Consider the following 24,830-nt stretch of genomic DNA (forward strand, 5'->3'; position numbering starts at 1 on the left):
GAGTACTGTACCTGATTCAATCTTCGGTACAACCAAGGAGAATTCTTTGAGTTGCATTTTGCCCTTCGCACCTTGATGACAATTACCAGTTTACATGCTTTTCAAGCTTAACCGAACCGTATTGTCCTCACACTGTTCCCCCTGTTCCCTGTTCCCTGTTCCCTATTTCCTCTTAAACACTTATGCATCAATTGTTAATTGCCAATTAGCAATTGACAATTAACAAGCTGAAATTAAACCACCCGATAGAGAAAACTTAGAGTTGCCCAAGTATTGACATCCAAGGCGTAGGAATCAGCAGCTATACTGAGGGAAGAATCTAGGGAATTTGCACTAGCATCATGTATGTCTTGCAACACCGCCTTGGCCACATCCAAGGGGTTAAACAAATCATCAATTGGTGCTCCGATTCCGCGACGAGATGGCACAGCGTCGAGAGCTTTACTGGCCTCAGTGAAGGGAGAGCGACTGCAAATAAGTTGCATTTCCACCATTCCACTAGGACCTGAGACAATCCCACCAACAGAAGCTACGGCTGATGGCAGAGTTAGGGTTTCCCCAGGAGCAATTACAGCATCTTTGATAGATGGAGAGTTTTCTGAAGTCTGTGATGTCTCCAAAAATGGCAGTTCATATAGTGCGATCGCATTGCCACTGGTATTAAACCCTAATAGCAAGAAATAGACCGGTTGGTCACCGTAGTTTTCGATCTGATAATGGAGACGACTCCCTACCGGCAAAATAGGAACACCTGCTTCTGTCAAAGTTTGTGTCAACTCAGCCTGAGATTTAGCTTCACCCTCACCTACCAAATCTACCCGTGAGGAGGAAGCTGTCCGTGATGTTTCGAGTTGCATCACTAGCTTTTGCTCTGGTTCAATCATCTGTAGGGATACTCGAATACCTAGACCGGAAGACCCATCATTAGCAGTTAGACGCAGCAATTTCGCTGCCAGCAAGGTGTTCAGTTTACCAGCCAATCCCATAGCTGCTGACTTCACAGCTACCCCAGCTTCCCCAACTCCATTGGGTATGGGTTCACCGTCAATATAAAAGATTCCATAACCCCCTCCCCCAGCATTTTTGGAAGAGAGTGCTTTCCCAAACAAGTAATCAGCAGGTTGTTCCCCTGCTTGCACTATCGATGCAGTAGAGATACTAGAAAAGGCACTGGTAGCATCTACTCGCTCAATTCTTTCTAGGTTCCCATCCAGAGCTACCGTTAGACCAATATTACGGGGTAACACCCGGACGGCTTCTTGCACCAGCTGCCCAACTTGTAGCTGATTGTTATTAGTACTAGCACCAATAAATTTTGCCTTAGCAGTCAGACCATCTTTAGAGGTTATTTGTAGTTGAGAGACTCCCGACTTAGCACCAACTAATTTCAATACAGAGTTGTTGCTATAGTAATCCACAACTGTTGCTGGTAATCCTGCCAACCACAACTGTGCCGTTTGACCATTATCTTCCACGGCAGTGACCACACCATCCGCTCCCATGCTAGGGTCAAGGGGCAAATAATAGGTAGGTATTGGCTCAAGACTACTTTGACCCCCTAGCCTGGGCTGTTGTTGTGTACCTGTCAGTTGATTAACCATCACACCAGCGTGAGTCAGGCTCACCTGACTTGTGGTTGTTGGTATTGCCTGCCACAGATACTGAGTAAGAGCATAGGTAAATAAGCCAGCACTGAAACCATTCCATTTAGCCTCCATGGCCATTTGATTTGGTTCAGCAGCGGTGAGAACCAGACCTGCCATAGGATTCATCGATCCAGGCACAACCGAGACCGATTTCTGGTTTACCATCCCTTTCCCAGAATCCTGTATCCGCCGCCGCAGTTGCTCTTGAAAAGCCAGTTCGTCCCGACTAGCCTCTTGGGCTGGTGGGTTAGTACTAGAGCGTACCTTAATATTTCCTTGGAGGAGGCTATCAGCTACCGTGTGGCTAGTATCGAGTACTGTAGTGACTTGGTCAGTGAAGAGCGATCGCAATAGCAAAACTAGAGTTTCTTCCAGTAAATCGTTGGCTACCTTAGGTTTTTTTTTGGTCAGGCTCCCATCTACTGGAACCAAGCTATTTTGAAGTGCAACAGACGTATCGGTTTGATACCCTTGAGATAGCTTGACCTGGCTACCGAAGCCACTGAAGTGGAAGACTACCACATCACCCGCTTTCGCTTGCTCCGTCAGATGTTCAATAAAAGCCGTTTCAATATTTTCGCGAGTCGCTTGGTGATCTTTAAGTATCAGTATATCCTTCGGGTTGAAGCCAAACCGATGAATCAATAGTTCTTGTTGTAGTTCTACATCAGTAACACAGCCATCCAAGACTGTGCTACGAGGATACTTGTTGATACCCACTAGTAGGGCTAACTTTCGCCCAAGGGGTTGTGCTAATACTTGGAAGTAACGGTCTATTCCAGGAACAGCTAAACCACTATTCCCTAGGAGGGATAGTAATGTTTCACTTACTCCTAATGTTGCCAATCCCAAACTAGCTTTTTGCAGAAAAGTCCGGCGATTAAGTCCCATATCCGCGCTTCAGCTTTCAGATTTCAGCTATCAGCCTACCAGGATTGGCGCTCCCACGGCCACAAGCCGTGGGATTCCCAGTTGAGCTAGTTCACTAGTTCACTAGTTAAAGGTTTAACGCGATGGACTTCGTCCCGCTTTGCTGCGAAGCGCGTGGCCGAAAGGCCAAGGTTACAGGTTGAAGGTTATTTGGTTGAAGGTTGAAGGTTGAAGGTTGAAGGTTGAAGGTTATTTGGTTACAGGTTACAGGTTACAGGTTGAAGGTTATTTGGTTACAGGTTACAGGTTACAGGTTGAAGGTTATGTGGTTACAGGTTACAGGTTACAGGTTACAGGTTGAAGGTTATTTGGTTACAGGTTACAGGTTACAGATTGAAGGTTATAGGTTTAAGGTTATAGGTTTAAGGTTACAGGTTTAAGGTTTGGAATATAACCAAATAACCAAATAACCAAATAACCAAATAACCGCCTCACCTCCAACCTTCAACGGTCTAACCTCCAACCTTCAACGGTCTAACCTCCAACCTTCAACAGTCTAACCTTCAACCTTCAACGGTCTAACCTTCAAAGGTCTAACCTTCAACGGTCTAACCTTCAACCTTCAACCTTCAACTCCTCTCGTGCATTGCCTTAGCCAGTTCTGCTGCCACTTCAGGTCGGGAAAATTCCGGTGGTGGTAATTCTCCCTCACGCAGCATTTTCCGTACCTTAGTACCGGATAAATGAATCCTCTGCTCCGGTGTACTTGGACTAGTCTTGGCGGTAGCCATACCTTGGGTGCGAGTGCAGTAGAAGGCGTGCTCAAACTTCATCGGCATGATCCCCAACTCACCTGGCTCAAACTCACCAAAAATGTGTTGGGCATCATAGGTGCCGTAATAGTCTCCCACACCAGCGTGGTCTCGTCCTACAATGAAATGGGTACAGCCATAATTCTTCCGTACCAAAGCATGGAAAATGGCTTCTCTTGGGCCTGCATAACGCATGGCAGCAGGGTTAATTGCCAGAATCACGCGGTCATTGGGAAAATAATTCTCCAACATGATTTCATAGCAACGCATGCGCACATCGGCTGGGATGTCGTCGCTTTTAGTAGCACCCACTAAGGGATGAAGGAATAGACCGTCTACGGTTTCTAGAGCACATTTGATGATATATTCATGAGCCCGATGAATGGGATTACGGGTTTGGAAACCTACCACTGTTTTCCAACCCCGTTCCGAGAACATGGCTCTCGATTTTTCTGGATCGATTTGGTAGGAGGGAAACTGGGGATGGGGTAACCGTTCCAGTAACCATACTGAACCAGCTAAATTAATCTCTCCCTGGTCATACACGACTTTCACACCAGGATGCTTGTCTTCATCAGTGCGGTAAACTTGCACCGCTTCATGGGTTTTGTCGTAAGAATATTTTTCTGTCAGTTCTAATACACCAATAAACCGACCACTGGTATCATCCAAACGGACTAACCCCCCCTCTTGCAGAGGGGCAGCTACTTCAGAGGTAACCGAGAGGGTGATCGGAACTGACCACGGTAGGTTATTGGCTAGACGCATCCGGTCTACCACTGATTCGTAGTCTTCTTTGGCCATGAAGCCAGTCAGGGGACTAAAGCCACCGATAGCAATCATTTCAAGGTCGCTGACAGCCCGTTTATCCAGTGTGACTCTGGGCAGAAATTCAGCTTTATCCAAAAATTCCTGCCGTTGTTCAGGTGTAGCGACACGGTTGACCAGTTGACCACCGTGAGCTGGGATAGTTTGTGAAGGATGGCTTAACACCGGGCTTTGCATACTCTAGGAATAATAATTAGGTTCTACAATTGTCTCAAGAATTGTCTCAAGAATTGTCTCAAGATACGACTCCCACTCCAAAGCGTGTACGTGGAGTCCTTTAGTTAAGGTATAAAGATTCTGCTTCAAGTACTAGAAATATAATTTAACTCTTCCAGCTTTTTCAGAACTTTGTCCACACTTTCTGATAATTCTTCTTGGTCAGTGCGACATTCTACCTCCGGATTTAATGGTGGCTCATAGGGGTCATCAATACCAGTAAAATTCTTAATTTCTCCATCACGAGCTCGTTTGTAAAGTCCTTTGACATCTCGGCCTTCGCAAACTTTTAGGGGAGCATTAACATAAACTTCTACAAAGTCACCAATCCTTTGCCTGACCTCCTCTCGAATTTCACGGTAAGGAGAGATAGCGGATACCAATACAATAACTCCATTGCGGGTTAAAAGATGGGCAACAAAGCCAATGCGGCGAATGTTTTCATCCCGGTCTTCTTTACTAAATCCGAGTCCTTTGGTTAAGTTCTGACGGACGATATCCCCATCCAAGACTTCGGGCTTACATCCTTTGGCGTTTAGTTTTTCTTCTAATGCCTTAGTAATAGTGGTCTTTCCAGCACCACTAAGACCAGTTAACCATACTGTAACACCACGATGTTCCATTAAATTTATTTACCTCCTAGATTTTTTGTTGACATGAGTTGGATTTGGTGTGGATCGGGTATTGGTATTTCAGCTGAACACCAAACTCAACCTCGTAAGTCCTATGGCCTTTAGTCTCGGCTCATTTATAACAGATGCTTCCCTTCCGTAGCATGCTTTTGAGATACCCCAACTTAACGTAGTAGAACGAGTCGGATTGCCCTCGAATTATTTTCTGTCACATCCCCCCTATAGTGGCTTACCCTAATGGCAATTTAATGGGTATTTTTGCCCTTTTTCAATGCTAACCTTCTGAAAGTCTCAGCAACCAGATTAACTCATCTGCCCTAAGTATTGCTGATAACCTAACTCATCCAGCAATGCTTGCTTTTCCATCACTGATTGGGCTAAATTCTGGCGATACTGCTGCACTCTCTCTAGTAATTCCGGCTGATGAGTCCCCAAAATCTGCACTGCTAACAACCCTGCATTCTTGGCATTACCAATTGCTACAGTAGCGACGGGAATTCCCCCAGGCATTTGAACAATTGAGTATAGGGAATCGATACCCTGCAAGTGACGACTAGACACTGGAACCCCAATTACAGGCAAGGGTGTTAGGGCCGCTACCATCCCAGGCAGATGAGCCGCCCCCCCAGCACCAGCGATAATAACTTTGAGTCCACGCTTGTGAGCGTTTTGGGCATAATTTACCATCCGTTCAGGGGTGCGGTGGGCGGAGACAATCGCCACTTCCGAAGGAACACCGAAGTCTTCACATACTGCGATCGCATTTTGCATGGTGGGCAAATCGGAATCGCTGCCCATAATAATCCCAATTAACGGTTGGTTATTGGTCATGGATCATGTTTGATGGTAGATGAATTAGACTTCGCCACATTCCCTAATGACTCTAGATATTATCAATGCTCGTGTCCCTAGTTACCACGGTTTACAGAATATTCACATTAATGCTCATGGAATTATTGACGCGATCGCACCCAACCCAGAAACTCTTCCTAAGCTAGAAACTCTTCCTAACCCGGCTATCCTTGACGTTGCTGGGGATTGGGTCTCCCTAGGGGGTGTGGATTTGCAGATTAATGGGGGGCTAGGCTTAGCCTTCACCGATGTGGATTTTCACCACATCCCTTTACTCCAGGATATTTGTCAATTCCTTTGGCATCAGGGTGTCGATCACTTTTTACCCACTCTGGTGACTACTTCTGTAGAGAAGATTCAGCGATCGCTTTCTGTCTTTGCTAAATTTATCCCTTCCCAACCTTACCAGACCCCAAGCGCCCGCATCTTGGGTGTCCATCTAGAAGGGCCTTTTCTCAATCCCCAAAAACGGGGAGCTCATCCTCTTGAGTATCTATTACCACTTACTCTTGAAAATGTCAAGGAAGTTTTGGGATACTATGGTAATCTGGTTAAACTAATTACCATAGCGCCAGAGTTAGATAGCATTGGTGAGGTGATTCCGTATTTGCGATCGCGCAACATAATCGTTAGTCTTGGTCACTCCCAAGCTACAGCAGAGCAAGCCCAAAGCGCCTTTGAACATGGGGCATCCATGGTAACCCATGCTTTTAATGCCATGCCAGGACTCCATCACCGCAAACCAGGATTACTCGGAGCTGCCCTAGTTACTCCCGGTGTCCAGTGTGGACTAATTGCCGATGGTCAGCACGTTTGTTCCACCATGATCCAATTGCTGCTCCGTGCTGGGGGTTATGAACAAGGGATTTTTCTAGTTAGCGATGCCCTAGCACCAATAGGATTACCCGATGGCGTCTATCCCTGGGACACCCGCCAGATAGAGGTCAAAAATGGGACAGCACGGCTACCAGATGGGACATTATCTGGGACAACCTTGCCATTATTGGTAGGGGTAGAGAATTTAGTCCAGTGGGGGATTTGTAGCATTGAGAATGGCATTGCCCTCGCAACGGTTTCCCCTCGCCAAGCCATCGGTTTACCAACCCTCAACATTGGTCAACCAGCTCAGTTATTACGCTGGCATCTCGATGAGGAAACATCAAAGCTGAGTTGGCAGCGTTTGTCAGATTATAGGAGTTCTCAATTGGTTGGGGTACAAAGTCCAGGGTTTTAGGGAGCAGGGAGCAGGGAGCAGGGAGCAGGGAAGAAAATTTAAATGTACCTTACGCTTACTACGAAACTCTATAGACTTCTCCGAGAAGTCGGGAATAGGGGGAAGAGTGTGTTAGACAGGGTAAGCGTGGTAAGCCTGGTAAACGTAGTAGATTTTTAGTAAGGGTAATCATAGAGTTAATCATACTCATGAGATACAGTCAATTTTCTTACCCCTACTCCCTACTCCCTACTCCCTACTCCCTACTCCCTAGAGGTAAATTAATAAAACTTAAACAATTAAGTCAACGGAGAAGCCTAATTGAGTAGTACGCTGTAGAACTAGAGCGTAAGGTAAATTTTTTTATGGCAGAACTAAAACGTGGTGCAAAAGTTCGGATTAAAAGAAAAGAATCCTACTGGTATAACGATGTGGGAACTGTGGCTAGTATAGACAAGAGTGGTATCAAATACCCAGTGATTGTCCGCTTTGATAAGGTCAACTATACTGGCTACAGCGGTAGCCCCTCTGGGGTTAACACCAATAACTATGCACCGACTGAACTGGAAGTAGTTGGTTAACCTAGCCAGACTCAGGAATTTGAGTTCCTGGTGTCTGTAGAGTGCTAAGTTAACACGCTTGCACTCACCATTGATTAACTAAAGCACTCAATCGTGCCGGAACTACCAGAAGTTGAAACAATTCGCCTGGGTCTAAATCAAGTGACTACAGGCCAAGAAATCCAGGGTGGAGAGGTGTTACTATCGCGCACCATCGCCCACCCTATTTCTCCGAAAGATTTTTTAGCCCAACTCAAAACTGTCACCATTAGTGATTGGTATCGACGGGGCAAATACCTACTCGCTAAACTAAGCAAGTCAGACAGTGATCAGGCCGGTTGGTTAGGTGTTCACCTCCGGATGACTGGTCAACTGCTATGGCTAAGTCAAGACCAGCCTCACCCAAAACACACGCGAGTGCGATTGTTTTTCCCAAACAACCAGGAGTTAAGGTTTATCGACCAGCGCACCTTTGGTCGAATGTGGTGGATTCCGCCATCCCAATTACCAGAAACTATTATCACTGGTCTAAAGCAACTCGGACCAGAACCGTTTTCCCAGGAATTTTCTACAGATTACCTAGTTAGTAAGCTCCATCACCGCCAGCGTGCGATTAAAACAGCCTTGCTCGATCAATCCCTGGTAGCAGGAATAGGTAATATCTATGCCGATGAAGCATTATTCTTGAGTGGTATTCGACCAGAAACCCTTTGTAAAGATTTGGGGTTAGAGCAGATCGAAAAGCTGAGCATCGCGATTATCCAAGTATTGGAAAAAGCGATTGAGTCTGGTGGTACCACGTTTAGTGATTTTATCAACGTCCAGGGAGTCAATGGCAACTATAAGGGGATTGCCTGGGTTTATGGTCGCACCGGAGAACCCTGTCGTATCTGTAGCACCCCCATCCAGCGAACCAAGTTAGTCGGTCGCTCAGCTCACTTTTGTCCGAACTGTCAGCGTTGATAAGTGTGGGAAGTGTGGGAAGTGTGGGGAGATGGGGAGATTTCTATTAAGGGTAATTATCGGTTCTCATGGTAATAAGGTAAACAAGATTTTTTACCGACTCCCGACTCCCAATTCCCGATTCCCGATTCCCGATTCCCAATTCCCTGTTCCCGATTCCCGATTCCCGATTCCCGATTCCCGATTTCTCATTCCCCCGATAGAATAGAAGAGGAAAGACAAAAGAGATTTTATGGCTGGGAAAATTAAAAAGGGAGTATTGGTTCGGGCTATCCAAGCCCAGTTAGAGGGTAGCCTGGAAGCAAAAGCAAGTGACCCCCGCTTTTCCTCTTATCTGTTTGAAACCGATGGGGAAATTGTTGATATTAAGGGGGATTATGCCCTGGTCAAATTTGGTCGGGTACCTACCCCCAACATTTGGTTACGTATTGACCAGTTGGAAATCTCGTCTTAACCGGCCTGAAAAGTATCGTCTTAACGAGCATCCCTTTTGAAGACGATGCTCGTTAAGAGCGGCTACGCGAACGCATTTCCACCCTACCCATTCCGATCATGGTACCCTATCCCAACTCCCCAATTGCCTGCCACGACAACCGTGTATCCGTAATCGGTGGTGGTAGAGTAGGGAGTACTCTTGTCCAACGGATTGCTGAGAAAAATCTGGCCGATGTCGTACTCCTGGATATTAAACCAGGTATGCCCCAAGGCATTGCTCTCGATTTAATGGAGGCCAGGGGCATTGAAGGTCACGATTGCCAAATTATCGGAACTAATGACTATGCTGATACTGCTGGTTCCGATGTGGTGGTGATTACGGCAGGAAGTCCCCGGAAACCAGGCATGAGTCGGGATGACCTGCTACAGATCAATTCCAAAATTGTGGTGGAAGCGGCTAAAAATGCGATCGCAAAATCCCCAGATGCCATGTTAATCGTGGTCACCAATCCCCTCGATGTGATGACCTACCTAGCCTGGCAAGCTACTGACTTACCACCCCATCGCGTCATGGGCATGGCAGGGGTGTTGGATTCTACCCGATTCCGGACATTCATTGCCATGGAAAATGGTGTATCCGTTGCGGATGTCAATGCTGTAGTGCTCGGAGGCCATGGGGACCTAATGGTGCCACTACCCCGCTACTCTACCGTTAGCGGTGTTCCCATCACGGAACTGATGACACCAGACCGGATAGAAGCCCTGATCGAACGGACTCGCCGAGGCGGAGCAGAAATTGTAGAACTGATGCGCACTGGCAGTGCTTATTTTGCTCCAGCATCATCTGCCTGTTTGATGGTAGAAGCAATATTACACAACCAATCCCGCCAAATCACCGCAGCTGCCTACCTTCAGGGTGAATATGGTTTAAAAGATATTTTTATAGGGGTACCCACCCGATTGGGGTGTCGAGGTATCGAAAAAATTTTGGAATTAAAGTTGACAGATTATGAACTGTCCTCCCTCAAGATATCAGCTGAATCAGTTCGTGACAATATTAAGAAGGCACAAGAGATGCTGGGTCATTAAGAGAGTGTGGGGAGTGTGGGAAGTGTGGGAAGTGTGGGGAGATGGGGAGATGGGGAGATGGGGAGATGGGGAGATGGGGAGATGGGGAGATGGGGAGATGGGGAAGTGTGGGGAGCTTCGGGAGCTTGGGGAGTTAGTCGAGTAACCAATTATCTGGATTGGTGATCATCTTGACTAATCCACTAAGAATTTGATTGTAATTTCCGTAGAGTTCTCTGACTTGTTCGACCGTGAGATACTGGCATTTCACCGCAAAGGTTAACCAAACTTGAGTCTCTGCTGCCTCTGCCTCACAATCATTCAGTTTAGCTACAAAAGCGGCTTTATATCTCCGTTTTATCCAAGCTTCTGCGAGATTAGCACAGACTGAGCGAGAGGAACGACGAATTTGATCAGTTAGCGATGCAGCGCGGTCTTGGGGGTTTCCCCCACTCGCTATTGCATCAAGACAATGAATATTTTTCTTCAACTGGGAACTTTTTAGAATGTTCAAAAATTAGCATCGCTGTCTCAAATGCCAATTGATAAATAACCAAATCTTCATGAGTTCTAAAATACTTTTTACCTTTTTCGTTTTCTGCTCCTATCTTTCCCATCTTCTTTAATTGCCATCGCTCTTCTCTTCTGTCCTCTCCATCTTCCCACACTCCCCTATCTGATGACCAGTAACTTCCCACCCCTCCCACACTCCCCACCCTCCCCACACTTCCCACACTCCCCACCCTCCCCACACCCAGCGTTATAGATTATCAATTATTGGCGGCTATTATGTCTAATACCTTAAAACCTGGAGCAATTATCAAAGACCGCTATACAATCTTAGGCGACTTAGGTCAAGGAACTTTTGGACGGACCTATCTCGCTGAAGATGCTAATCGCTACCAAGAGCGTTGTGTACTTAAAGAATTTGCTCCCCAACTTCAAAACAACTATGAGTTACAAAAAGCTCAAGAATTATTTGAGCGAGAAGCTGGGATGCTATACCAGCTCAGACATAACCAAATTCCTTGTTTTCGAGAGTTACTTAGAACCAGTATTGGTCGTAAAAATTATCTCTTTTTAGTACAAGACTATGTCGAAGGGTTAACCTATCACCAGCTGTTAGTCCAGGGTCAAAAGTTTAGGGAAGCAGATGTGATTAAACTGCTCCAAGACATCTTGCCAGTTTTAGATTATATTCATTCTAAGCAGATCATTCATCGGGATATTTCTCCGGATAATCTGATTAAACGGAATTCTGACAATAAGCCAGTATTAATTGACTTTGGTTGTGTCAAAGAAATGGTAACCACTGCCATTGTCCAATCAACCGGACACGTGATTGGAACTCAAGTGGGCAAACGGGGTTACTCCCCAGATGAACAGTTACGATATGGTAAAGCTGATGCCACTAGCGACCTTTACGCTTTAGCAGTAACTGCTTTAGTATTGCTAACCGGTAAACAGCCTCTAGACCTTTATGATAGTTATCACGCCACCTGGCTTTGGCAAGAGATAACTATTAGCCCCAGCTTCAAATCGGTCTTGGCTAAAATGCTGGCTAATCTTCCTAAAGAACGGTATCAGTCAGCCCAAGATGTCAGTGAAGCCCTAGAAACCGTAATTCCCCAGCCGGTAAGTAGCCAGCAGCCAACTAAGCTACCCAATAATCTACCAACTAAACAACCAAATAATCTACCAACTAAGCTACCAAATAAACAACCAAATACACTATTTACCCAGATTGCTACCTTAGTGGCTGCTCCTGGTCAAACCATTAAAACAACGTTCACTGCTGTGCTCAATCGCAAACAGCAATCCACTAACCGTGAACTAAAGTTTTTTGGTCTTTCTATGTCCATTGCTTTATTAGTAGTGTTTGGAACGGTAGCAGTAGCTAGAGGAGGGTTTACTACACCAAAATTACCCAAGATATCCTGGAAATTGCCATCTATACCATCATTGCCTTCTCAATCATCTGTGAGTAACACAGAGCAGCAACGGCAAAAGCAAATCTATCAGCGTTGTCTAGATTTGAACATTGATCCAGGTACTTTTTATCAGAAAGTTGATCAATTTTTTTATAGTACATATCCACAATTAAAAGGAAAGACTCTTTCCGATAAACAAGAGGATGTTCAATTCCGGGCAGCTTGGTATCAAATTGCTGAGGATTTACTGGATAATTTGGAACAAGAGGCTTATTTGAGTAATTAGAGTGAGATGTTTTGGGGAGAGGGTGGGTTGTGTGGGAAGTGTGGGGAGGGTGGGAGGAGTAAGTTAAGAGGGAGAAGAGGGTGTTGGAAAAGTATTGCATTGTCGCAATTTAAAGGAAAAACCGATGGGGGGTGTGGGATGAGTAAGTTAAGAGGGAGAAGAGGGTGTTGGAAAACTATTGCATTGTTACAATTTATTGATCTTGAGGTTGACCCCGACTATCCCTGACCAGGCTTAGGTGCAGCATTGATTTGTGCGATCGCAAACGAAATAACCTCCATGAGCCAGACAGTTATGGGAGGGCTAGTAAAAGTTAGCTGAAATCTAGTAAAAACAGAAAGTTTTTGAGCTATCGTTAGAAATACGATAGATAAGGCAATTTGGCGATGAGTATTGTTATTTCAGACACAATCCTAGAAGCATCCCAGCTTACCCCAAGTGAGTTTCGTCAGGAAATTGCATTACACTTGTTTCAAACAGGTCGCCTAACACTGAACTATGCCAGCCGACTGGCTCACATGCAACCCAACGAGTTTCGCCAATTTCTCAAGCAGCGCAAAATTCCCCTTTACTACTACGATGTTGAAGACTTTGAAATTGACTTGAAAAATTTGCGGGAGTTAGGACGGTTGTGATTGTTATTAGCGATACATCAGCAATCACAAATTTGGCAGCCATTCAACACTTGCAGCTTCTGCCTCAACTCTATAATCAAGTCATTATTCCTGAAGCAGTCTATCGTGAACTTGCAGACATTGATCCTCCTGTTCCTGGCACTCTCGAAGTTCAATCTGCTTCCTGGCTTGAAGTCAGGCAAGTGCTTAACTATGAAGTAGTTGAACATCTTCAGAGTGAGGTGAGTTTAGATCCTGGAGAATCTGAGGCGATTGCCCTTGCCCTAGAAATCAATGCTGACTTGCTATTAATTGATGAGCGTCGTGGTCGAGCAGAAGCCGATCGTCTGGGCTTAAGGATTACTGGATTGCTGGGTATTTTAGTTGAGGCGAAACACCAAAATCTCATCGTTGCTGTCAAGCCGTTGATGGATGCCTTAATTGCTACCTCAGAGTTTAGAGTGTCTCTAGCCTTATATAATCAGATTTTAGACATGGTGGATGAAATCTAGAGGGCAGGGCTGATTAATGCTGGTGGAAGTTATTAGACTTCGCAGCAGTTGTTAGGTATCCCAATCTAAATTATGAACAGCTTAACTATACCAATAAATCAATAAAAAAAATTCGGTCAAGTTCTGGTTAACCCCAAGTCTTGACCGATTTCTATTTTGTAAGCTTCCACAAGTACAGCTGAGCTGCACTCAAATCTAAATCGCTACTGATAAACTATCGAATTAGTCAGCAACTACTCGAAAGTAACCACCTCCCAACTCATCCTTCATCCTGATATATACCCCTCCACAAAACAACTTTAACCCTTGATAGTCGCCAGGGCGACGCCCTGGCAATTTACTATCCTAGTCTAGGTATAAGTATCGAATCAAAAAAGTCGTAACCTGACCAGATTTTCCGGTAGGCTCGAAAGCGCTCCACTCGTCGGGATAGGCGTATTTAAGGGAATAGATAGCATTAATTGTTTTGCGAACTTGTTTAGGAGAACCGACCAAGATGTGCTTGACTTTTTTAGGTTTGCGACCTGGCTTTTCAGGGTTGGTATTTTCATCGGAGTTGGGTGGAAGGTTGTCATTCATCAGTAGTAATTCCTTAAAACTGCTTACATAATTAATATATACATAAATTAATTTACTGTCAAGGGATTTAGGAATTTTTTTTTATTAATAAATTGAAAATGGCTATAATAATAAATAGGTCATAAATAATAGTAAATAACCAGTAATATATCTGATATTTTCTGTAGAGATGCTATAGCTTTTATCATTTATTACTCCTGCTGCTAAGCTCCCTGCTCCCTTAGTTAAAATACTATATATATTTTTTTGTTATAATAAGGTATAAAACCATGAGATTCATCAGTCCTAAAACTGACTTTGCTTTCAAGAAAATATTTGGTTCAGATCAGAGTAAGGATATTCTAATTTCTTTCCTCAATGCTATGATATACTCTGGTAATTACGTCATCCAGGATTTAGAAATTATTGATCCTTATAGCGCGGGGGATGTAGTAGATTTAAAAGACACTTATCTAGATGTTAAGGCAGTATTAGAGGATGGAACAACTGTTATCATTGAGATGCAACTCTGGAATGTGGAAGGTTTCAAGAAGCGAGTGGTTTATAACTTGTGCAAAACCTATGGAAATCAACTGCAATTGGGACAGGGATATTTCGATATAAATCCAGTCATTGCTTTAACTATCACGGATTTTAAGTTATTCCCTTCCAGCGATAAAGTAATTAGCTGTTTTTACTTTCAAGAGGAAGAAGACCACTTACCTTATCAGGAAAATGAATTAAAGCTGGTGTTTGTGGAACTTCCTAAATTTACTAAGCAACTGGAAGATTTAGAAAGTGTGATAGATAAGTGGATATATTTTATCAAAGAAGCGCCAAACTTAGAAATTATTCCTGACAACTTCAGGGAAATCCCACAGCTGGAAAAAGCCTTAACCATAGCGAATCAAGCGGGGTTGAGTGTGTCAGAAGTGGAAAAACTCCGCAAACAGGAGATGGTTTTGGAAGACGCGCGAGGTGCATTGAGTTTCGCGAAAAGGCAAGGACGAGAAGAAGGGGAAAGAAATTTACTATTGCGACAGCTTGAGAGCCGCTTTGGCAAACTAACGATTAATGGCTTGGCATTAATCGAAGCCTTGACCAACGAAGACCTAAACCGTTTATCAGAAGCCATCTGGGATTTTCAGACCAGTGAGGACTTACTCAACTGGCTGCAAGAGCACTCTAATTAAAAGTCTAAATTTTTAATAAAATTAATCCGATGGTGGGCAGTAGTTGATACCAATTAAAAAGCTGACAATCTCGAAGCTAAGCACTGCCCACCCTACATCAAATGCTGCTATTGACTAAAATAGACTTAATGTCTAGTATTTTTACCTAAAAAGTGATGAAAAACCTTGGAGCATCTGAGGCAAAAAACCGTTTTGGTGAACTGTTGGATTTAGCTCGAAGAGAGCCAGTAAAAATTACTAAAAAAGGGCGTAATGTTGCTGTTGTTATTTCTATAGAAGAATTTGAAAGGTTCTTAGAATTAGAAGACGAACTTATAGCTATTAAAGCTAAACAAGCACAACAAGAAGGGTTTATTGGGCTGTCAGAAAGTGAGCAGCTTTTGGAGGATATTATGAATGCTTAGGCTTAAAGGGAGGAGGGAGCAGGGAGCAGGGAGCAGGGAGCAGGCAGAAGAAAATTGAAATTGAAGGTACTTCATCACGTATGATAAACGCGCTAAGTTACCAAGTTCAAGAAGAAATTATAGAAATATTACTGATTGCTACCCCACCGCAGCACTCAAACGCGATTGACCTACGGTCACGCTACGCGAACGCACTCCCGATTCCCTACTCCCCACTCCCGATTCCCGACTCCCCACTCCCGACTCCCCACTCCCGGAATATATTAAAATATGTAAAGAAACTGAAAGGATAAGGGAGAATGCGCTTAGCAATTGTTGGTGCGGGGCTCGCGGGCATGGCCACAGCAGTAGAATTAGTGGATGCTGGTCATGAGGTGGAAATTTTTGAATCCCGTCCCTTTGTGGGGGGAAAGGTGGGAAGCTGGGTAGATAAGGATGGCAATCACATCGAAATGGGGTTGCATGTCTTCTTTGGCTGCTATTACAACCTGTTTGACCTGATGAAGAAGGTGGGAGCGTTCCAGTTTCTGCGCCTGAAGGAGCATACTCACACTTTTATTAATCAGGATGGACGCAAGGGTGAGCTAGACTTTCGCTTCATTACTGGTGCTCCCTTTAATGGCCTAAAAGCGTTTTTCACCACCTCCCAGCTCTCCCTCCAGGATAAGCTGCAAAACTCCATTGCCCTGGGGATTAGCCCTCTGGTTCGTGGCTTGATAGATTTCGATGGCGCAATGAAAACGATTCGTGACCTAGATGCCGTCAGTTTCGCTGATTGGTTTCGCGGTCATGGTGGTTCCGACGGTAGTTTAAAGCGGATGTGGAATCCCATTGCCTATGCTCTGGGTTTCATCGATACCGAAAATATTTCTGCCCGTTGTATGCTAACGATTTTCCAGTTATTTGCGGCTAGAACCGAGGCATCGGTACTACGAATGCTGGAAGGCTCTCCTCATGAGTACCTCCATAAACCAATTATTAACTATTTAGAGGAAAGAGGAGCAAAAATCCACACTCGCCGCCAAGTCAGGGAAATTCTGTTTACCGAAACCCCAGAGGAAACCCGAGTCACTGGTTTAGTGATTGCCAAAGGGGAAACCGAAGAAACCATCACTGCTGATGCCTATGTCTGTGCCGTTGATGTGCCTGGTGTTCAACGGCTGTTACCCAAATCATGGCGCAAGTGGTCTGATTTCGATAATATCTACAAGCTGGATACGGTACCAGTGGCTACGGTACAACTACGATTTGATGGCTGGGTCACAGAGCTTCATGATGCCGAGAAACGCAAGCAACTCCAAGAAGCAGCAGGGATGGATAATCTACTGTATACTCCCGATGCTGACTTTTCCTGCTTTGCGGATTTAGCTCTGACTAGTCCTGGTGACTATTACAAAGCCGGTGAAGGGTCACTGATGCAGTTGGTACTAACCCCAGGAGACCCATTTATTCGACAAAGTAATGATGCGATCGCAAAACATGTGCTTCACCAAGTCCATAATTTGTTTCCCTCCTCACGAGACTTGACCATGACCTGGTATAGTGTCGTAAAACTCGCTCAGTCTCTATACCGAGAAGCCCCTGGCATGGACCCCTATCGCCCTAACCAAAAGACCCCAATCCCTAATTTCTTCCTAGCCGGTAGCTATACCCAACAAGACTATATCGATAGTATGGAAGGAGCTACCCTATCCGGGCGTCGTGCTGCTAAGGCGATTGAGTCTTTGGTTAGTTGAAGAAGGGAATCGGGAATCGGGAATCGGGAATCGGGAATCGGGTTCCGATTCCCGACTCCCGATATAATCACTAAAACTTGAGGAATCTAAAACCCTATGTCTGATTGGCTGGAACATAGTGTACAAGTTGAAGTAGAAGTTCCCATTGAGTTAGCGTGGGAGCTTTGGTCAGATTTAGAGCAAATGCCGCGCTGGATGAAGTGGATTGACTCAGTAGAAGTGCTAAAAGAGGATCCTGACTTATCCCGGTGGAAACTTGCTAGTACAGGTTTTGAGTTTAGCTGGCTCTCTCGAATTCTGAAATTAGTTCCACATCAGATTATTCAGTGGGAATCAGTAGATGGTTTGCCCAATCGAGGTGCAGTCCGCTTCTACGACCGTAAAGATAGCAGTATCGTTAAGCTGACCATTGCTTACGCAATTCCCGGCATTCTTGGTCAGTTAATGGATAACTTATTTTTAGGTAACCTAGTTGAATCTACTATCCAGGAAGATTTAGAACGATTCCGGGATTATGCTCTGAAGGTTAAAGGGTAGCAATGGGGAGTCGGGAATCGGGAGTCGGGAATCGGGAGTCGGGAATCGGGAGTGGCTCTATGGTAGAAACGCGCTGATCCCTATGGTTGTCAGTCTCCAAAAACATTTGCCATTTATGATATAATCCAAACCTTTTGTATACTAAGCGTACCCAATTTTTTAATAACAAATACAACATCCACAACCCGAAAAATATATCTATTCCCGATTCCCGATTCCCTACTCCCGATTAGCTACTCCCTACCGATTCGATTCCCGATTCCCGATTCCCGATTCCCGATTCCCGATTCCCGATTCCCTAGAACTTAACAGTTGAACCTTCAACCTTCATGTTTCCCCAGCATGATAAGAACTACGAACCAAAGGACCGGAACGAACATGGGCAAATCCCATATCCCGTGCGATCGCACCTAGCTCATCAAACTCTTCCGGTGTCCAGTATTTTTGTACGGGCAAATGTTGGAGAGAGGGACGCATATATTGACCGAGGGTGATGCGATCGCATCCAATTTTACCTAAATCTGCCATAGCCTCAATCACTTCTGCTTTGGTTTCCCCATGGCCCAACATTAATCCGGACTTAGTGGGAATGGTGGGATTGAGTTGTTTGACAATGCTGAGCACATCAAGCGATCGCTGATATTGTGCTCCCCGGCGCACCTTGCCCTGTAGCCGCTGCACTGTTTCAATATTGTGGTTGTAACAGGCTGGCTTGGCCTCCACCACCGTGGCTATCCGTTGCTGTTGCAACTCTGCTGAGGTTTGATCCTGCTCACCTTTACCCCCCCAGAAATCTGCCGTTAGCACTTCTATCTCAGTACCTGGATTGAGTTTGCGGATTGCATCCATCGTAGCGACAAACCAACCCGCACCCTGGTCTGGTAAATCATCCCTGGCCACAGAGGTCAGCACCACATACCGCAACCCCAATAACTGTACCGATTCCGCCACTTTTTGCGGCTCCTCTGGGTCTAGGGCCATGGGAGCATGACCTTTATCTACTTGACAAAATGCACAAGACCGTGTACACGTCGGTCCCATCAACAAAAATGTAGCAGTTTTCTGAGAATAGCACTCACCTCGGTTGGGGCAACGTCCCTCTTCACAAATGGTGTGAATTTGCCGTTGTTTAATAATCCGCTGCACCGTTGAGATGTCACTAGCATTACCAATAGGACGTCGCAACCAAGAGGGAAGTGCAGTAATTTCTGAACGCCATTGTTTTTGTGTAGTCATGGATAATCGGGAGTCGGGAGTCGGGAATCGGGAGTGGGGAATCGGGAATCGGGAATCGGGAATCGGGAATCGGGAATCGGGAGTCGAATAGAATTGTAACAGGAGCAACGGGCAAGATGCCCGTTCCACGTTAGATGGCTATTCTACCAAGATGGCTATTCCACAAAACTATTTCCATCAAACGAAGTCTACTATTGTTTAACTAGTCACACAAAGACTTGACTTCGCGGCAGTTGTCTGGAACAGGGGATCACCAGAACAGTAGACAAGAATTGATGCAAACACTATCAGAAAACTACTTTTGCGCATAGGTCTACTATCTACTCCTCCCGATTCCCCACTCCCGATTCCCGATTCCCGATTCCCGACTCCGGAATTATGAGTTATCTAGCAATGACCGAATCAGAGAACGTAGCATTCTTCCTAAAGCTTCACACTCATCTATAATCGGATTAATGCTTCCAGAAGTAGCCAGTTTCACTCTGACCGATAAGAAAAGATGGGTTTCCAATTCTTTGAGAGAGCCTTGAGCTATTCTAAGAAATTGAACATATTCTCCTCGATACTCCCGTCCATATCCCTCTGCAATATTAGCAGGAATTGATGCAGCTGCTCTCCTTATCTGTGCAGTCATCCCATACATTTCCTGTTTAGGGAATTCTCTGGTGATCACATAGCAACTCTCGGCCACATCCATTCCCTTTTGCCAAACTCGCAAATCTCGATAAGACTGAATTTGATTATAATTGCTCATGCTTAAACTAGAGTTCGGGAGTCGGGAGTGGGGAATCGGGAATCGGGAGTGGGGAGTCGGGAGTCGGGAGTGGCTCTATGGTAGAAAAGCGATCGCTATGGTTGTCAGTCTCCGAAAACATTTGCCATTTATAAAATTATTAGCTTTTGTATACTAAGCGTTCCCACTATTTTTTGAAAATCACAAATACAACATCCACCACCCGAAAAATATACCGATTCCCGATTCCCGATTCCCGATTCCCGATTATGGTTGTCAGTCTCCGAAAACATTTGCCATTTATAAAATCATTAGCTTTTGTATACTAAGCGTACCCACTATTTTTTTATAAATAGTCACACATCGATTCCCAATTCCCGATTCCCAATTCCCGATTCCCCACTCCCGATTCCCGACTCCCGATTCCCGACTCCCGATTCCCGACTCCCGATTCCCGACTCCCGACTCCCGACTCCCGATTCCCGATTCCCAATTCCCGATTCCCGATTCCCGATTCCCGATTCCCAATTCCCGATTCCCGATTCCTTCACCCCTTTGCCCGACGATACCAACCCACAATCCGGTGAGGAGAAACCCCCAAATGATAGGCAACGATCACCAGTTGGTTAATTAATGTAGTTTTGACAACCCCCAAGGTCTGCCAGCGGCGTCCTGATGTTAAGACAGGTTGATTAAGGATAGTTATTTTACCTAGGTGGCGGAGGCGTCGCATCAAGTCAAAATCTTCCATAATCGGTAGATTAAGAAAACCACCAAGGTCTGTAAACACCTTAGTCTTGATAAAGATAGCTTGATCACCGTAAGGCAAAGAGCAAAAACGCGATCGCAAATTCACCATCCGTTCAATTAGCCTTACCCCCCGCAGGTTAGCATCAATCGCTAATTCAAAAGCACCAGCCACGGTATCATAGTTTTGTAACCCTTCGCGAACTAAGGTATCAAATCCTTTTGGTAAACGGGTATCAGCGTGGAGAAACAGTAGAATATCTCCGGTAGCCACCGCAGCACCAGCATTCATTTGACTAGCGCGACCGGTACCAGCAGCTATAATCTTAGCACCCAGTGATTGTGCGATCGCAACGGTTTCATCATGACTGCCCCCATCTACCACAATCACTTCCACATTAGACGCTTCCCTAACCGTAGCCAAAGTATCAGCTATGTGACTAGCCTCATTCAGAACCGGGATGATAATTGAAATTTTTACTATCACGCAACAGCTTTAGCATTGTTTCTGACAAATTAGCATCCCTGACTAGGAAATAACCAATGTTCCCTTAATTTCTATCCATATTTAGACATTTATTACGTAATAGCGATATAATAAAAGGTAAACTAAATACAAACTAGATTCAAATAAGGTGAGAAATCCAACATGTCAGGGTTAACCATTAGTATTGGAGAAGCAGCCAGTGAGCTAGGAGTCTCAGTTAAAACCTTAAGGAGGTGGGCAGACGCAGGAAAGATTAGGTCACAACGTTCTCCCAGTGGCCATCGGCGATTTTATGTAGCCGATATCAAACACATTACACCACGGAATGTCGGTCAGATCGATGATCGCATAACCATTAACTATGCCCGTATTTCAGATCAAGACCAAAAAGAAGACTTAGTCAAGCAAATCAAAATTTTAGAGTCTTTTAGTACTGCTAATGGTTGGCAGTATGAAACAATTCAAGATTCAGGTGCCGGAATCAATTCCCAAAATAAAGGCTTACAGAAACTGCTCAAGCGCATCATGCAGGGGAATGTTGGCAGACTTGTCATTACTCACAAAGATAGGCTGCTTAGAGTTAGCGCTGAATTAGTCTTTGCTATGTGTGAAGAATTCAAGACAGAAGTAATAATTATCAACAAGTCATCAGAAGACATCAGCCTTGAACAAGAATTAGTTACAGACATGATGGAGCTGATTACAATATTTTCAGAAAAACTCCATAGTGCTAAAAGTTCCAAAATGTAAGCTATTAGCTATTAGCTATCAGTGATCAGCTATCAGCTATCAGCTATCAGCTTATGGGCTACATCACAGGCTAGAAGCCTGTGCCACGATTCCCGATTCCCGATTCCCGATTCCCGATTCCCGATTCCCTACTCCCTACTCCCTGTTCCCGATTCCCGATTCCCGATTCCCGATTCCCTACTCCCTACTCCCATCAAATTTGATACTACCCATAAATCCTCTGGGCGGTCAACATCAGTAAGCTCGGAAAGCATCGCCATAGTTAAGTTAAGACTCTTAGCAATATCCACGGTTTGCTGCAAAACCTCAGATGTTCCCCAACTCACTCCCACAAACAACTCTGGAATCAATCGACCTAGACCAACCAGATAGTAGCCACCATCCTTGGCTGGTCCAAGTACTAAATCATGATTGTCTAGAGCCTCAAATGCCTGATTCATCACCGAACTATTCAAATCGGGGCAATCAATACCAATTATCACAACTTTGGTCATGCTTTCCGCAAACGATAACTCAAAAGCTGAAGTGATTCGCTTGCCCAAATCCCCATCACTCTGAGGTTTACAGACCAGAGTCGAGCCTAACCAATTCTCCATTAGCTGTTGATTACCACCAGCAAAATCGATTTCTACAGACACAGGGCGACCAGTTGTTAATTCCTTGACCTGGGCAACAGTATGTTCGGTCATCCGACGTTGAAGGTTTGCCGCACCATCCGCTCCTAGAGCTGGTATCATCCGGGTTTTAGTCTTTCCGGGCTCTGGATAGCGGCTGAAAATAATTAGGCGTTCTGTCATTATCATTAATGTAAAGGGAGTAGGGAGTAGGGAGTAGGGAATCGGAACCCACCCCTAACCCCTCCCAGGAGGGGAACGGGAGTCGGGAGTCGGGATTAGGGGACAATAATTATCACAATTACTACACGGATTTTTATATAGCATTTATAATGCTATCACGAAAAATAATCTTAATTTATCATAACAGTAAAAACTCCTTTGATATCTTGACTACTGTTCCCTATTTCCTCTTACCTCTTACCTGCTCCCTACTCCCTACCGATTCGATTGACGATTCCCGATTCCCGATTCCCGATTCCCGATTTACCATCAATCTTATGTTCACCTATCAAATACAAACCCTATAGTTTACATGCCTATTTTTTCCAAAACTTCTTGGGCAAGAGACCTAAATTCTTCTGAAGCCATAGAATAGGGCTTATAATCCAACACAGACACAGGATACGGTATATCCTGATTGTCTACTTTTTCAACTTGTTCAGCACATTTTGCCAAATCATCTCGATCGAAAATAACACTCTTCATCACATCAAACCCATATCGTTCGGAAATTGCTTTTATCCGTTTTGGCAAGGTATGCTGTATAAACATATTATTGGTTGCTATTTTACAAGGCAACACTCCCAAAACCTTAAGGGGCGGCTTAATCTTGACTTGTTTTCTATAGCCATTAATAGCTCTGATGAAATCTTTTACATTCAGTAATCCTTGATTAGAAAAAGGCTTGAGGTCTGAAGGAATGATTAAATAGTCAGCAGTTATTAAAGCAATCCTAGCATATAAATTCCAAGAAGGCGGAGTATCAATAATTACCACATCATAGTAAGTTTTAACATCCTCTAGTTTATCCATCAGCATGAGCAGGCTAAAATCAAGCTGATTCATATCAAGTTCATATTTCATCAGATCGATGTGAGCAGGAACCACATCAATTTCTGGATTGCTGAATTCAGATTTTCTAGCTACTTCCGAGATTGAGAAGAATTCCTCAGATTGCAAAACATGGAGAATATTACACTCTTTGATATCATCAAATGCTTCGTCATGAAATTTAACCAGTCCGGTAGCAAAGGTAGCATTAGCTTGGCTATCAAGATCGATGACAAGCACTTTTTTGCGGTTTTTTCGGATAGCTGCCCCTAGGTTAACCACCGTTGTGGTTTTCCCCACGCCGCCTTTGTTATGGTATACTGCAATGACTTTCACGTTATATTACCTCTTTCTTTTTGTCAAAACTGGGATACACCATTTCCATAGTCAATATGAAAGGCGGTGTTGGCAAGACTACCACCACCGTCAACCTTGCTACCTGTCTTGCCAAAGATTATGGCATGCGAGTATTAATCGTTGATCTCGATACCCAGATTAATGCTACCCTAAGCCTGATGCCTCCAGTCCAATTTGCTAAACTCAAGAAGGAAGACCGAACCTTAAAAAAAATAATTAATCAAGTCATTCAGTCACCCACTCAGGCATATATTCCCATTGAACAAGCGATTCAGCGCAATATTTGTCGAGTCGATGGACTAGATTTATTGCCAGGGGATATCGAAACCTACAATGATTTTCTATTGGCTGCATTGCTGTTTTCTCAGTCAAAGGATAATCCCCAAGAGTTTGAAAACAACTGGAATCAGCTAGAGAATTATTTAATTAAGCGTGCCCTTGAGCCAGTTCAACAAACCTACGATTTTATTCTATTGGATTTCCCTCCAAGTGAGAATATTATCACTCGTAGTGGAATTATTGCTAGTGATTTTTATATCATTCCTGCCAAACCTGAACCCTTATCAGTGGTTGGGATTGGCATCCTGGAAGAAGGTCAGATCAAAAAGCTCGTACAAAGCGATCGCTCTGGCATAACCCTGATTGGGATTCTGTTTTTCTCCCTTGGTCACGCCACCAATATGGCTACACAAGTCAAGAACCGATTGACCGATAATTTTGGGAAAGACAAAATTTTTAGTATAGAAATTCCCAGGAATGTTGCGGTTGCCAAAGCCGTGGATGAGTTTCGACCGGTAGTCATCAATGAACCCCAAGCAACTGGAGCCAAAGCCTTTACTGAATTCACGGCAGAATTTATCCAAAAATTATCAAGTATTATAACAAATAAATCTAAGAACTAGTTGAGCAGAAGGGTGGAATCGGGAATCGGGAATCGGGAATCGGGAATCGGGAATCGGGGTAAGAGTGTGGGGAGAGGAGGGAAGA

The 24,830-nt window shown here is 44.5% G+C and carries 34 protein-coding genes; 20 read left to right on the top strand and 14 right to left on the bottom strand.

Annotated elements, in window-relative coordinates; translation table 11 throughout:
• Positions 1-233: 233 nt before the first annotated feature.
• From F6K51_RS21885 to purE, 4 genes are all read right to left on the bottom strand, one after another.
• Positions 234-2,537 carry a caspase family protein gene (locus tag F6K51_RS21885; RefSeq protein ID WP_293024144.1) on the bottom strand — a complete coding sequence of 768 codons (2,304 nt, stop codon included), beginning with the start codon at positions 2,535-2,537 and terminating at the stop codon, positions 234-236.
• Between the two features lie 608 nt (positions 2,538-3,145).
• Complete coding sequence (gene sat / locus F6K51_RS21890) at positions 3,146-4,333, bottom strand: sulfate adenylyltransferase (protein ID WP_293024147.1); 1,188 nt, start codon at positions 4,331-4,333, stop codon at positions 3,146-3,148.
• 125 nt (positions 4,334-4,458) lie between these two features.
• A complete protein-coding gene (gene cysC, locus F6K51_RS21895; protein ID WP_293024150.1) occupies positions 4,459-4,995 on the bottom strand; it encodes an adenylyl-sulfate kinase in 537 nt (178 codons plus the stop codon).
• A 312-nt stretch (positions 4,996-5,307) separates the two neighbouring features.
• Positions 5,308-5,835: a 5-(carboxyamino)imidazole ribonucleotide mutase gene (gene purE / locus F6K51_RS21900; protein ID WP_293024152.1), complete on the bottom strand. Its 528-nt coding sequence runs from the start codon at positions 5,833-5,835 to the stop codon at positions 5,308-5,310.
• Between the two features lie 46 nt (positions 5,836-5,881).
• On the opposite strand from purE, the gene nagA reads away from it, so the two are divergent.
• The 7 genes from nagA to F6K51_RS21935 all read left to right on the top strand — a co-directional run bounded on the left by nagA (position 5,882) and on the right by F6K51_RS21935 (position 10,281).
• The gene (nagA, locus tag F6K51_RS21905; RefSeq protein WP_293024154.1) at positions 5,882-7,090 is read left to right on the top strand and encodes an N-acetylglucosamine-6-phosphate deacetylase; all 1,209 of its coding nucleotides are present in this window, start codon (positions 5,882-5,884) and stop codon (positions 7,088-7,090) included.
• Positions 7,091-7,434: 344 nt separating this feature from the next.
• Entirely contained in the window at positions 7,435-7,650 is a 216-nt protein-coding gene (locus tag F6K51_RS21910; protein ID WP_293024157.1) for a photosystem I reaction center subunit IV, read from the top strand.
• Between the two features lie 93 nt (positions 7,651-7,743).
• Entirely contained in the window at positions 7,744-8,592 is an 849-nt protein-coding gene (locus F6K51_RS21915) for a DNA-formamidopyrimidine glycosylase (RefSeq protein WP_293024159.1), read from the top strand.
• Between the two features lie 31 nt (positions 8,593-8,623).
• A complete protein-coding gene (locus F6K51_RS21920; protein WP_293024161.1) occupies positions 8,624-8,800 on the top strand; it encodes a hypothetical protein in 177 nt (58 codons plus the stop codon).
• A gap of 24 nt (positions 8,801-8,824) precedes the next feature.
• Positions 8,825-9,046 carry an NAD(P)H-quinone oxidoreductase subunit O gene (locus F6K51_RS21925; RefSeq protein WP_293024163.1) on the top strand — a complete coding sequence of 74 codons (222 nt, stop codon included), beginning with the start codon at positions 8,825-8,827 and terminating at the stop codon, positions 9,044-9,046.
• Between the two features lie 98 nt (positions 9,047-9,144).
• Complete coding sequence (mdh, locus tag F6K51_RS21930) at positions 9,145-10,116, top strand: malate dehydrogenase (protein WP_293024165.1); 972 nt, start codon at positions 9,145-9,147, stop codon at positions 10,114-10,116.
• Positions 10,117-10,122: 6 nt separating this feature from the next.
• Positions 10,123-10,281, top strand: coding sequence for a hypothetical protein (locus F6K51_RS21935; protein ID WP_293024167.1), 159 nt, complete (start codon positions 10,123-10,125; stop codon positions 10,279-10,281).
• Here the strand turns inward: F6K51_RS21935 and F6K51_RS21940 are convergent.
• Both F6K51_RS21940 and F6K51_RS21945 read right to left on the bottom strand, forming a co-directional pair.
• Positions 10,250-10,609, bottom strand: a complete 360-nt coding sequence (locus tag F6K51_RS21940) for a four helix bundle protein (protein WP_293024169.1) — start codon at positions 10,607-10,609, stop codon at positions 10,250-10,252. The genes F6K51_RS21935 and F6K51_RS21940 overlap by 32 nt on opposite strands.
• Entirely contained in the window at positions 10,560-10,811 is a 252-nt protein-coding gene (locus F6K51_RS21945) for a four helix bundle protein (protein ID WP_293024171.1), read from the bottom strand. Before F6K51_RS21945 ends, F6K51_RS21940 begins: the two co-directional genes overlap by 50 nt.
• Before the next feature lie 73 nt (positions 10,812-10,884).
• Here F6K51_RS21945 and F6K51_RS21950 point away from each other — a divergent pair, with 73 nt between their 5' ends.
• The 3 genes from F6K51_RS21950 to F6K51_RS21960 all read left to right on the top strand — a co-directional run bounded on the left by F6K51_RS21950 (position 10,885) and on the right by F6K51_RS21960 (position 13,438).
• On the top strand, positions 10,885-12,312 hold the full coding sequence (locus tag F6K51_RS21950; protein ID WP_293024173.1) for a serine/threonine-protein kinase: 1,428 nt from the start codon (positions 10,885-10,887) through the stop codon (positions 12,310-12,312).
• A gap of 386 nt (positions 12,313-12,698) precedes the next feature.
• Positions 12,699-12,947 (top strand): UPF0175 family protein, encoded by a 249-nt coding sequence (locus tag F6K51_RS21955; protein ID WP_293024175.1) that lies wholly within the window; start codon positions 12,699-12,701, stop codon positions 12,945-12,947.
• Positions 12,944-13,438: a DUF3368 domain-containing protein gene (locus F6K51_RS21960; RefSeq protein WP_293024177.1), complete on the top strand. Its 495-nt coding sequence runs from the start codon at positions 12,944-12,946 to the stop codon at positions 13,436-13,438. Before F6K51_RS21955 ends, F6K51_RS21960 begins: the two co-directional genes overlap by 4 nt.
• Before the next feature lie 345 nt (positions 13,439-13,783).
• Here the strand turns inward: F6K51_RS21960 and F6K51_RS21965 are convergent, their stop codons facing one another.
• Positions 13,784-14,017 (bottom strand): hypothetical protein, encoded by a 234-nt coding sequence (locus F6K51_RS21965; protein ID WP_293024179.1) that lies wholly within the window; start codon positions 14,015-14,017, stop codon positions 13,784-13,786.
• A 269-nt stretch (positions 14,018-14,286) separates the two neighbouring features.
• Between F6K51_RS21965 and F6K51_RS21970 the strand changes: the two genes are divergently transcribed.
• From F6K51_RS21970 to zds, 4 genes are all read left to right on the top strand, one after another.
• Positions 14,287-15,189, top strand: a complete 903-nt coding sequence (locus tag F6K51_RS21970) for an Rpn family recombination-promoting nuclease/putative transposase (RefSeq protein WP_293024181.1) — start codon at positions 14,287-14,289, stop codon at positions 15,187-15,189.
• Between the two features lie 155 nt (positions 15,190-15,344).
• Positions 15,345-15,593 carry a type II toxin-antitoxin system prevent-host-death family antitoxin gene (locus F6K51_RS21975; RefSeq protein WP_293024182.1) on the top strand — a complete coding sequence of 83 codons (249 nt, stop codon included), beginning with the start codon at positions 15,345-15,347 and terminating at the stop codon, positions 15,591-15,593.
• An 80-nt stretch (positions 15,594-15,673) separates the two neighbouring features.
• Entirely contained in the window at positions 15,674-15,886 is a 213-nt protein-coding gene (locus F6K51_RS21980; protein ID WP_293024184.1) for a hypothetical protein, read from the top strand.
• 6 nt (positions 15,887-15,892) lie between these two features.
• Positions 15,893-17,329: a 9,9'-di-cis-zeta-carotene desaturase gene (gene zds / locus F6K51_RS21985; protein ID WP_293024186.1), complete on the top strand. Its 1,437-nt coding sequence runs from the start codon at positions 15,893-15,895 to the stop codon at positions 17,327-17,329.
• On the opposite strand, the gene F6K51_RS21990 is transcribed toward zds, so the two are convergent.
• A complete protein-coding gene (locus tag F6K51_RS21990; protein WP_293024188.1) occupies positions 17,282-17,446 on the bottom strand; it encodes a hypothetical protein in 165 nt (54 codons plus the stop codon). The genes zds and F6K51_RS21990 overlap by 48 nt on opposite strands.
• On the opposite strand from F6K51_RS21990, the gene F6K51_RS21995 reads away from it, so the two are divergent.
• Complete coding sequence (locus F6K51_RS21995; protein ID WP_293024190.1) at positions 17,426-17,866, top strand: SRPBCC family protein; 441 nt, start codon at positions 17,426-17,428, stop codon at positions 17,864-17,866. The two genes, F6K51_RS21990 and F6K51_RS21995, sit on opposite strands and share 21 nt — an antisense overlap.
• Before the next feature lie 327 nt (positions 17,867-18,193).
• Here F6K51_RS21995 and lipA read toward each other — a convergent pair whose 3' ends face one another.
• Positions 18,194-19,102, bottom strand: a complete 909-nt coding sequence (gene lipA / locus F6K51_RS22000; protein WP_293024240.1) for a lipoyl synthase — start codon at positions 19,100-19,102, stop codon at positions 18,194-18,196.
• Between the two features lie 376 nt (positions 19,103-19,478).
• Entirely contained in the window at positions 19,479-19,856 is a 378-nt protein-coding gene (locus tag F6K51_RS22005) for a four helix bundle protein (RefSeq protein WP_293024193.1), read from the bottom strand.
• Between the two features lie 173 nt (positions 19,857-20,029).
• On the opposite strand from F6K51_RS22005, the gene F6K51_RS22010 reads away from it, so the two are divergent.
• Together F6K51_RS22010 and F6K51_RS22015 are read left to right on the top strand one after the other, a co-directional pair.
• Complete coding sequence (locus F6K51_RS22010; RefSeq protein ID WP_293024196.1) at positions 20,030-20,164, top strand: hypothetical protein; 135 nt, start codon at positions 20,030-20,032, stop codon at positions 20,162-20,164.
• Positions 20,154-20,465 carry a hypothetical protein gene (locus F6K51_RS22015; protein WP_293024199.1) on the top strand — a complete coding sequence of 104 codons (312 nt, stop codon included), beginning with the start codon at positions 20,154-20,156 and terminating at the stop codon, positions 20,463-20,465. The genes F6K51_RS22010 and F6K51_RS22015 overlap by 11 nt, the downstream gene beginning before the upstream one ends.
• Here F6K51_RS22015 and F6K51_RS22020 read toward each other — a convergent pair.
• Positions 20,383-21,069: a TIGR04283 family arsenosugar biosynthesis glycosyltransferase gene (locus F6K51_RS22020; protein WP_293024201.1), complete on the bottom strand. Its 687-nt coding sequence runs from the start codon at positions 21,067-21,069 to the stop codon at positions 20,383-20,385. The two genes, F6K51_RS22015 and F6K51_RS22020, sit on opposite strands and share 83 nt — an antisense overlap.
• Before the next feature lie 162 nt (positions 21,070-21,231).
• On the opposite strand from F6K51_RS22020, the gene F6K51_RS22025 reads away from it, so the two are divergent.
• The gene (locus tag F6K51_RS22025; RefSeq protein ID WP_293024203.1) at positions 21,232-21,819 is read left to right on the top strand and encodes an IS607 family transposase; all 588 of its coding nucleotides are present in this window, start codon (positions 21,232-21,234) and stop codon (positions 21,817-21,819) included.
• Between the two features lie 128 nt (positions 21,820-21,947).
• On the opposite strand, the gene F6K51_RS22030 is transcribed toward F6K51_RS22025, so the two are convergent.
• On the bottom strand, positions 21,948-22,616 hold the full coding sequence (locus tag F6K51_RS22030; RefSeq protein WP_365940059.1) for a TIGR04282 family arsenosugar biosynthesis glycosyltransferase: 669 nt from the start codon (positions 22,614-22,616) through the stop codon (positions 21,948-21,950).
• On the bottom strand, positions 22,564-22,722 hold the full coding sequence (locus F6K51_RS22035) for a hypothetical protein (RefSeq protein WP_293024207.1): 159 nt from the start codon (positions 22,720-22,722) through the stop codon (positions 22,564-22,566). The genes F6K51_RS22030 and F6K51_RS22035 overlap by 53 nt, the downstream gene beginning before the upstream one ends.
• Before the next feature lie 43 nt (positions 22,723-22,765).
• Here F6K51_RS22035 and F6K51_RS22040 point away from each other — a divergent pair, with 43 nt between their 5' ends.
• Entirely contained in the window at positions 22,766-22,963 is a 198-nt protein-coding gene (locus F6K51_RS22040) for a hypothetical protein (RefSeq protein ID WP_293024209.1), read from the top strand.
• Position 22,964: 1 nt separating this feature from the next.
• Here F6K51_RS22040 and F6K51_RS22045 read toward each other — a convergent pair whose 3' ends face one another.
• Complete coding sequence (locus tag F6K51_RS22045; RefSeq protein WP_293024211.1) at positions 22,965-23,822, bottom strand: AAA family ATPase; 858 nt, start codon at positions 23,820-23,822, stop codon at positions 22,965-22,967.
• 20 nt (positions 23,823-23,842) lie between these two features.
• Between F6K51_RS22045 and F6K51_RS22050 the strand changes: the two genes are divergently transcribed.
• Positions 23,843-24,745, top strand: coding sequence for a ParA family protein (locus F6K51_RS22050; protein ID WP_364302603.1), 903 nt, complete (start codon positions 23,843-23,845; stop codon positions 24,743-24,745).
• The last annotated feature ends 85 nt before the right edge of the window (positions 24,746-24,830 follow it).

It is taken from the genome of Moorena sp. SIO3I8 (genome assembly GCF_010692325.1).
Taxonomy (GTDB): domain Bacteria; phylum Cyanobacteriota; class Cyanobacteriia; order Cyanobacteriales; family Coleofasciculaceae; genus Moorena.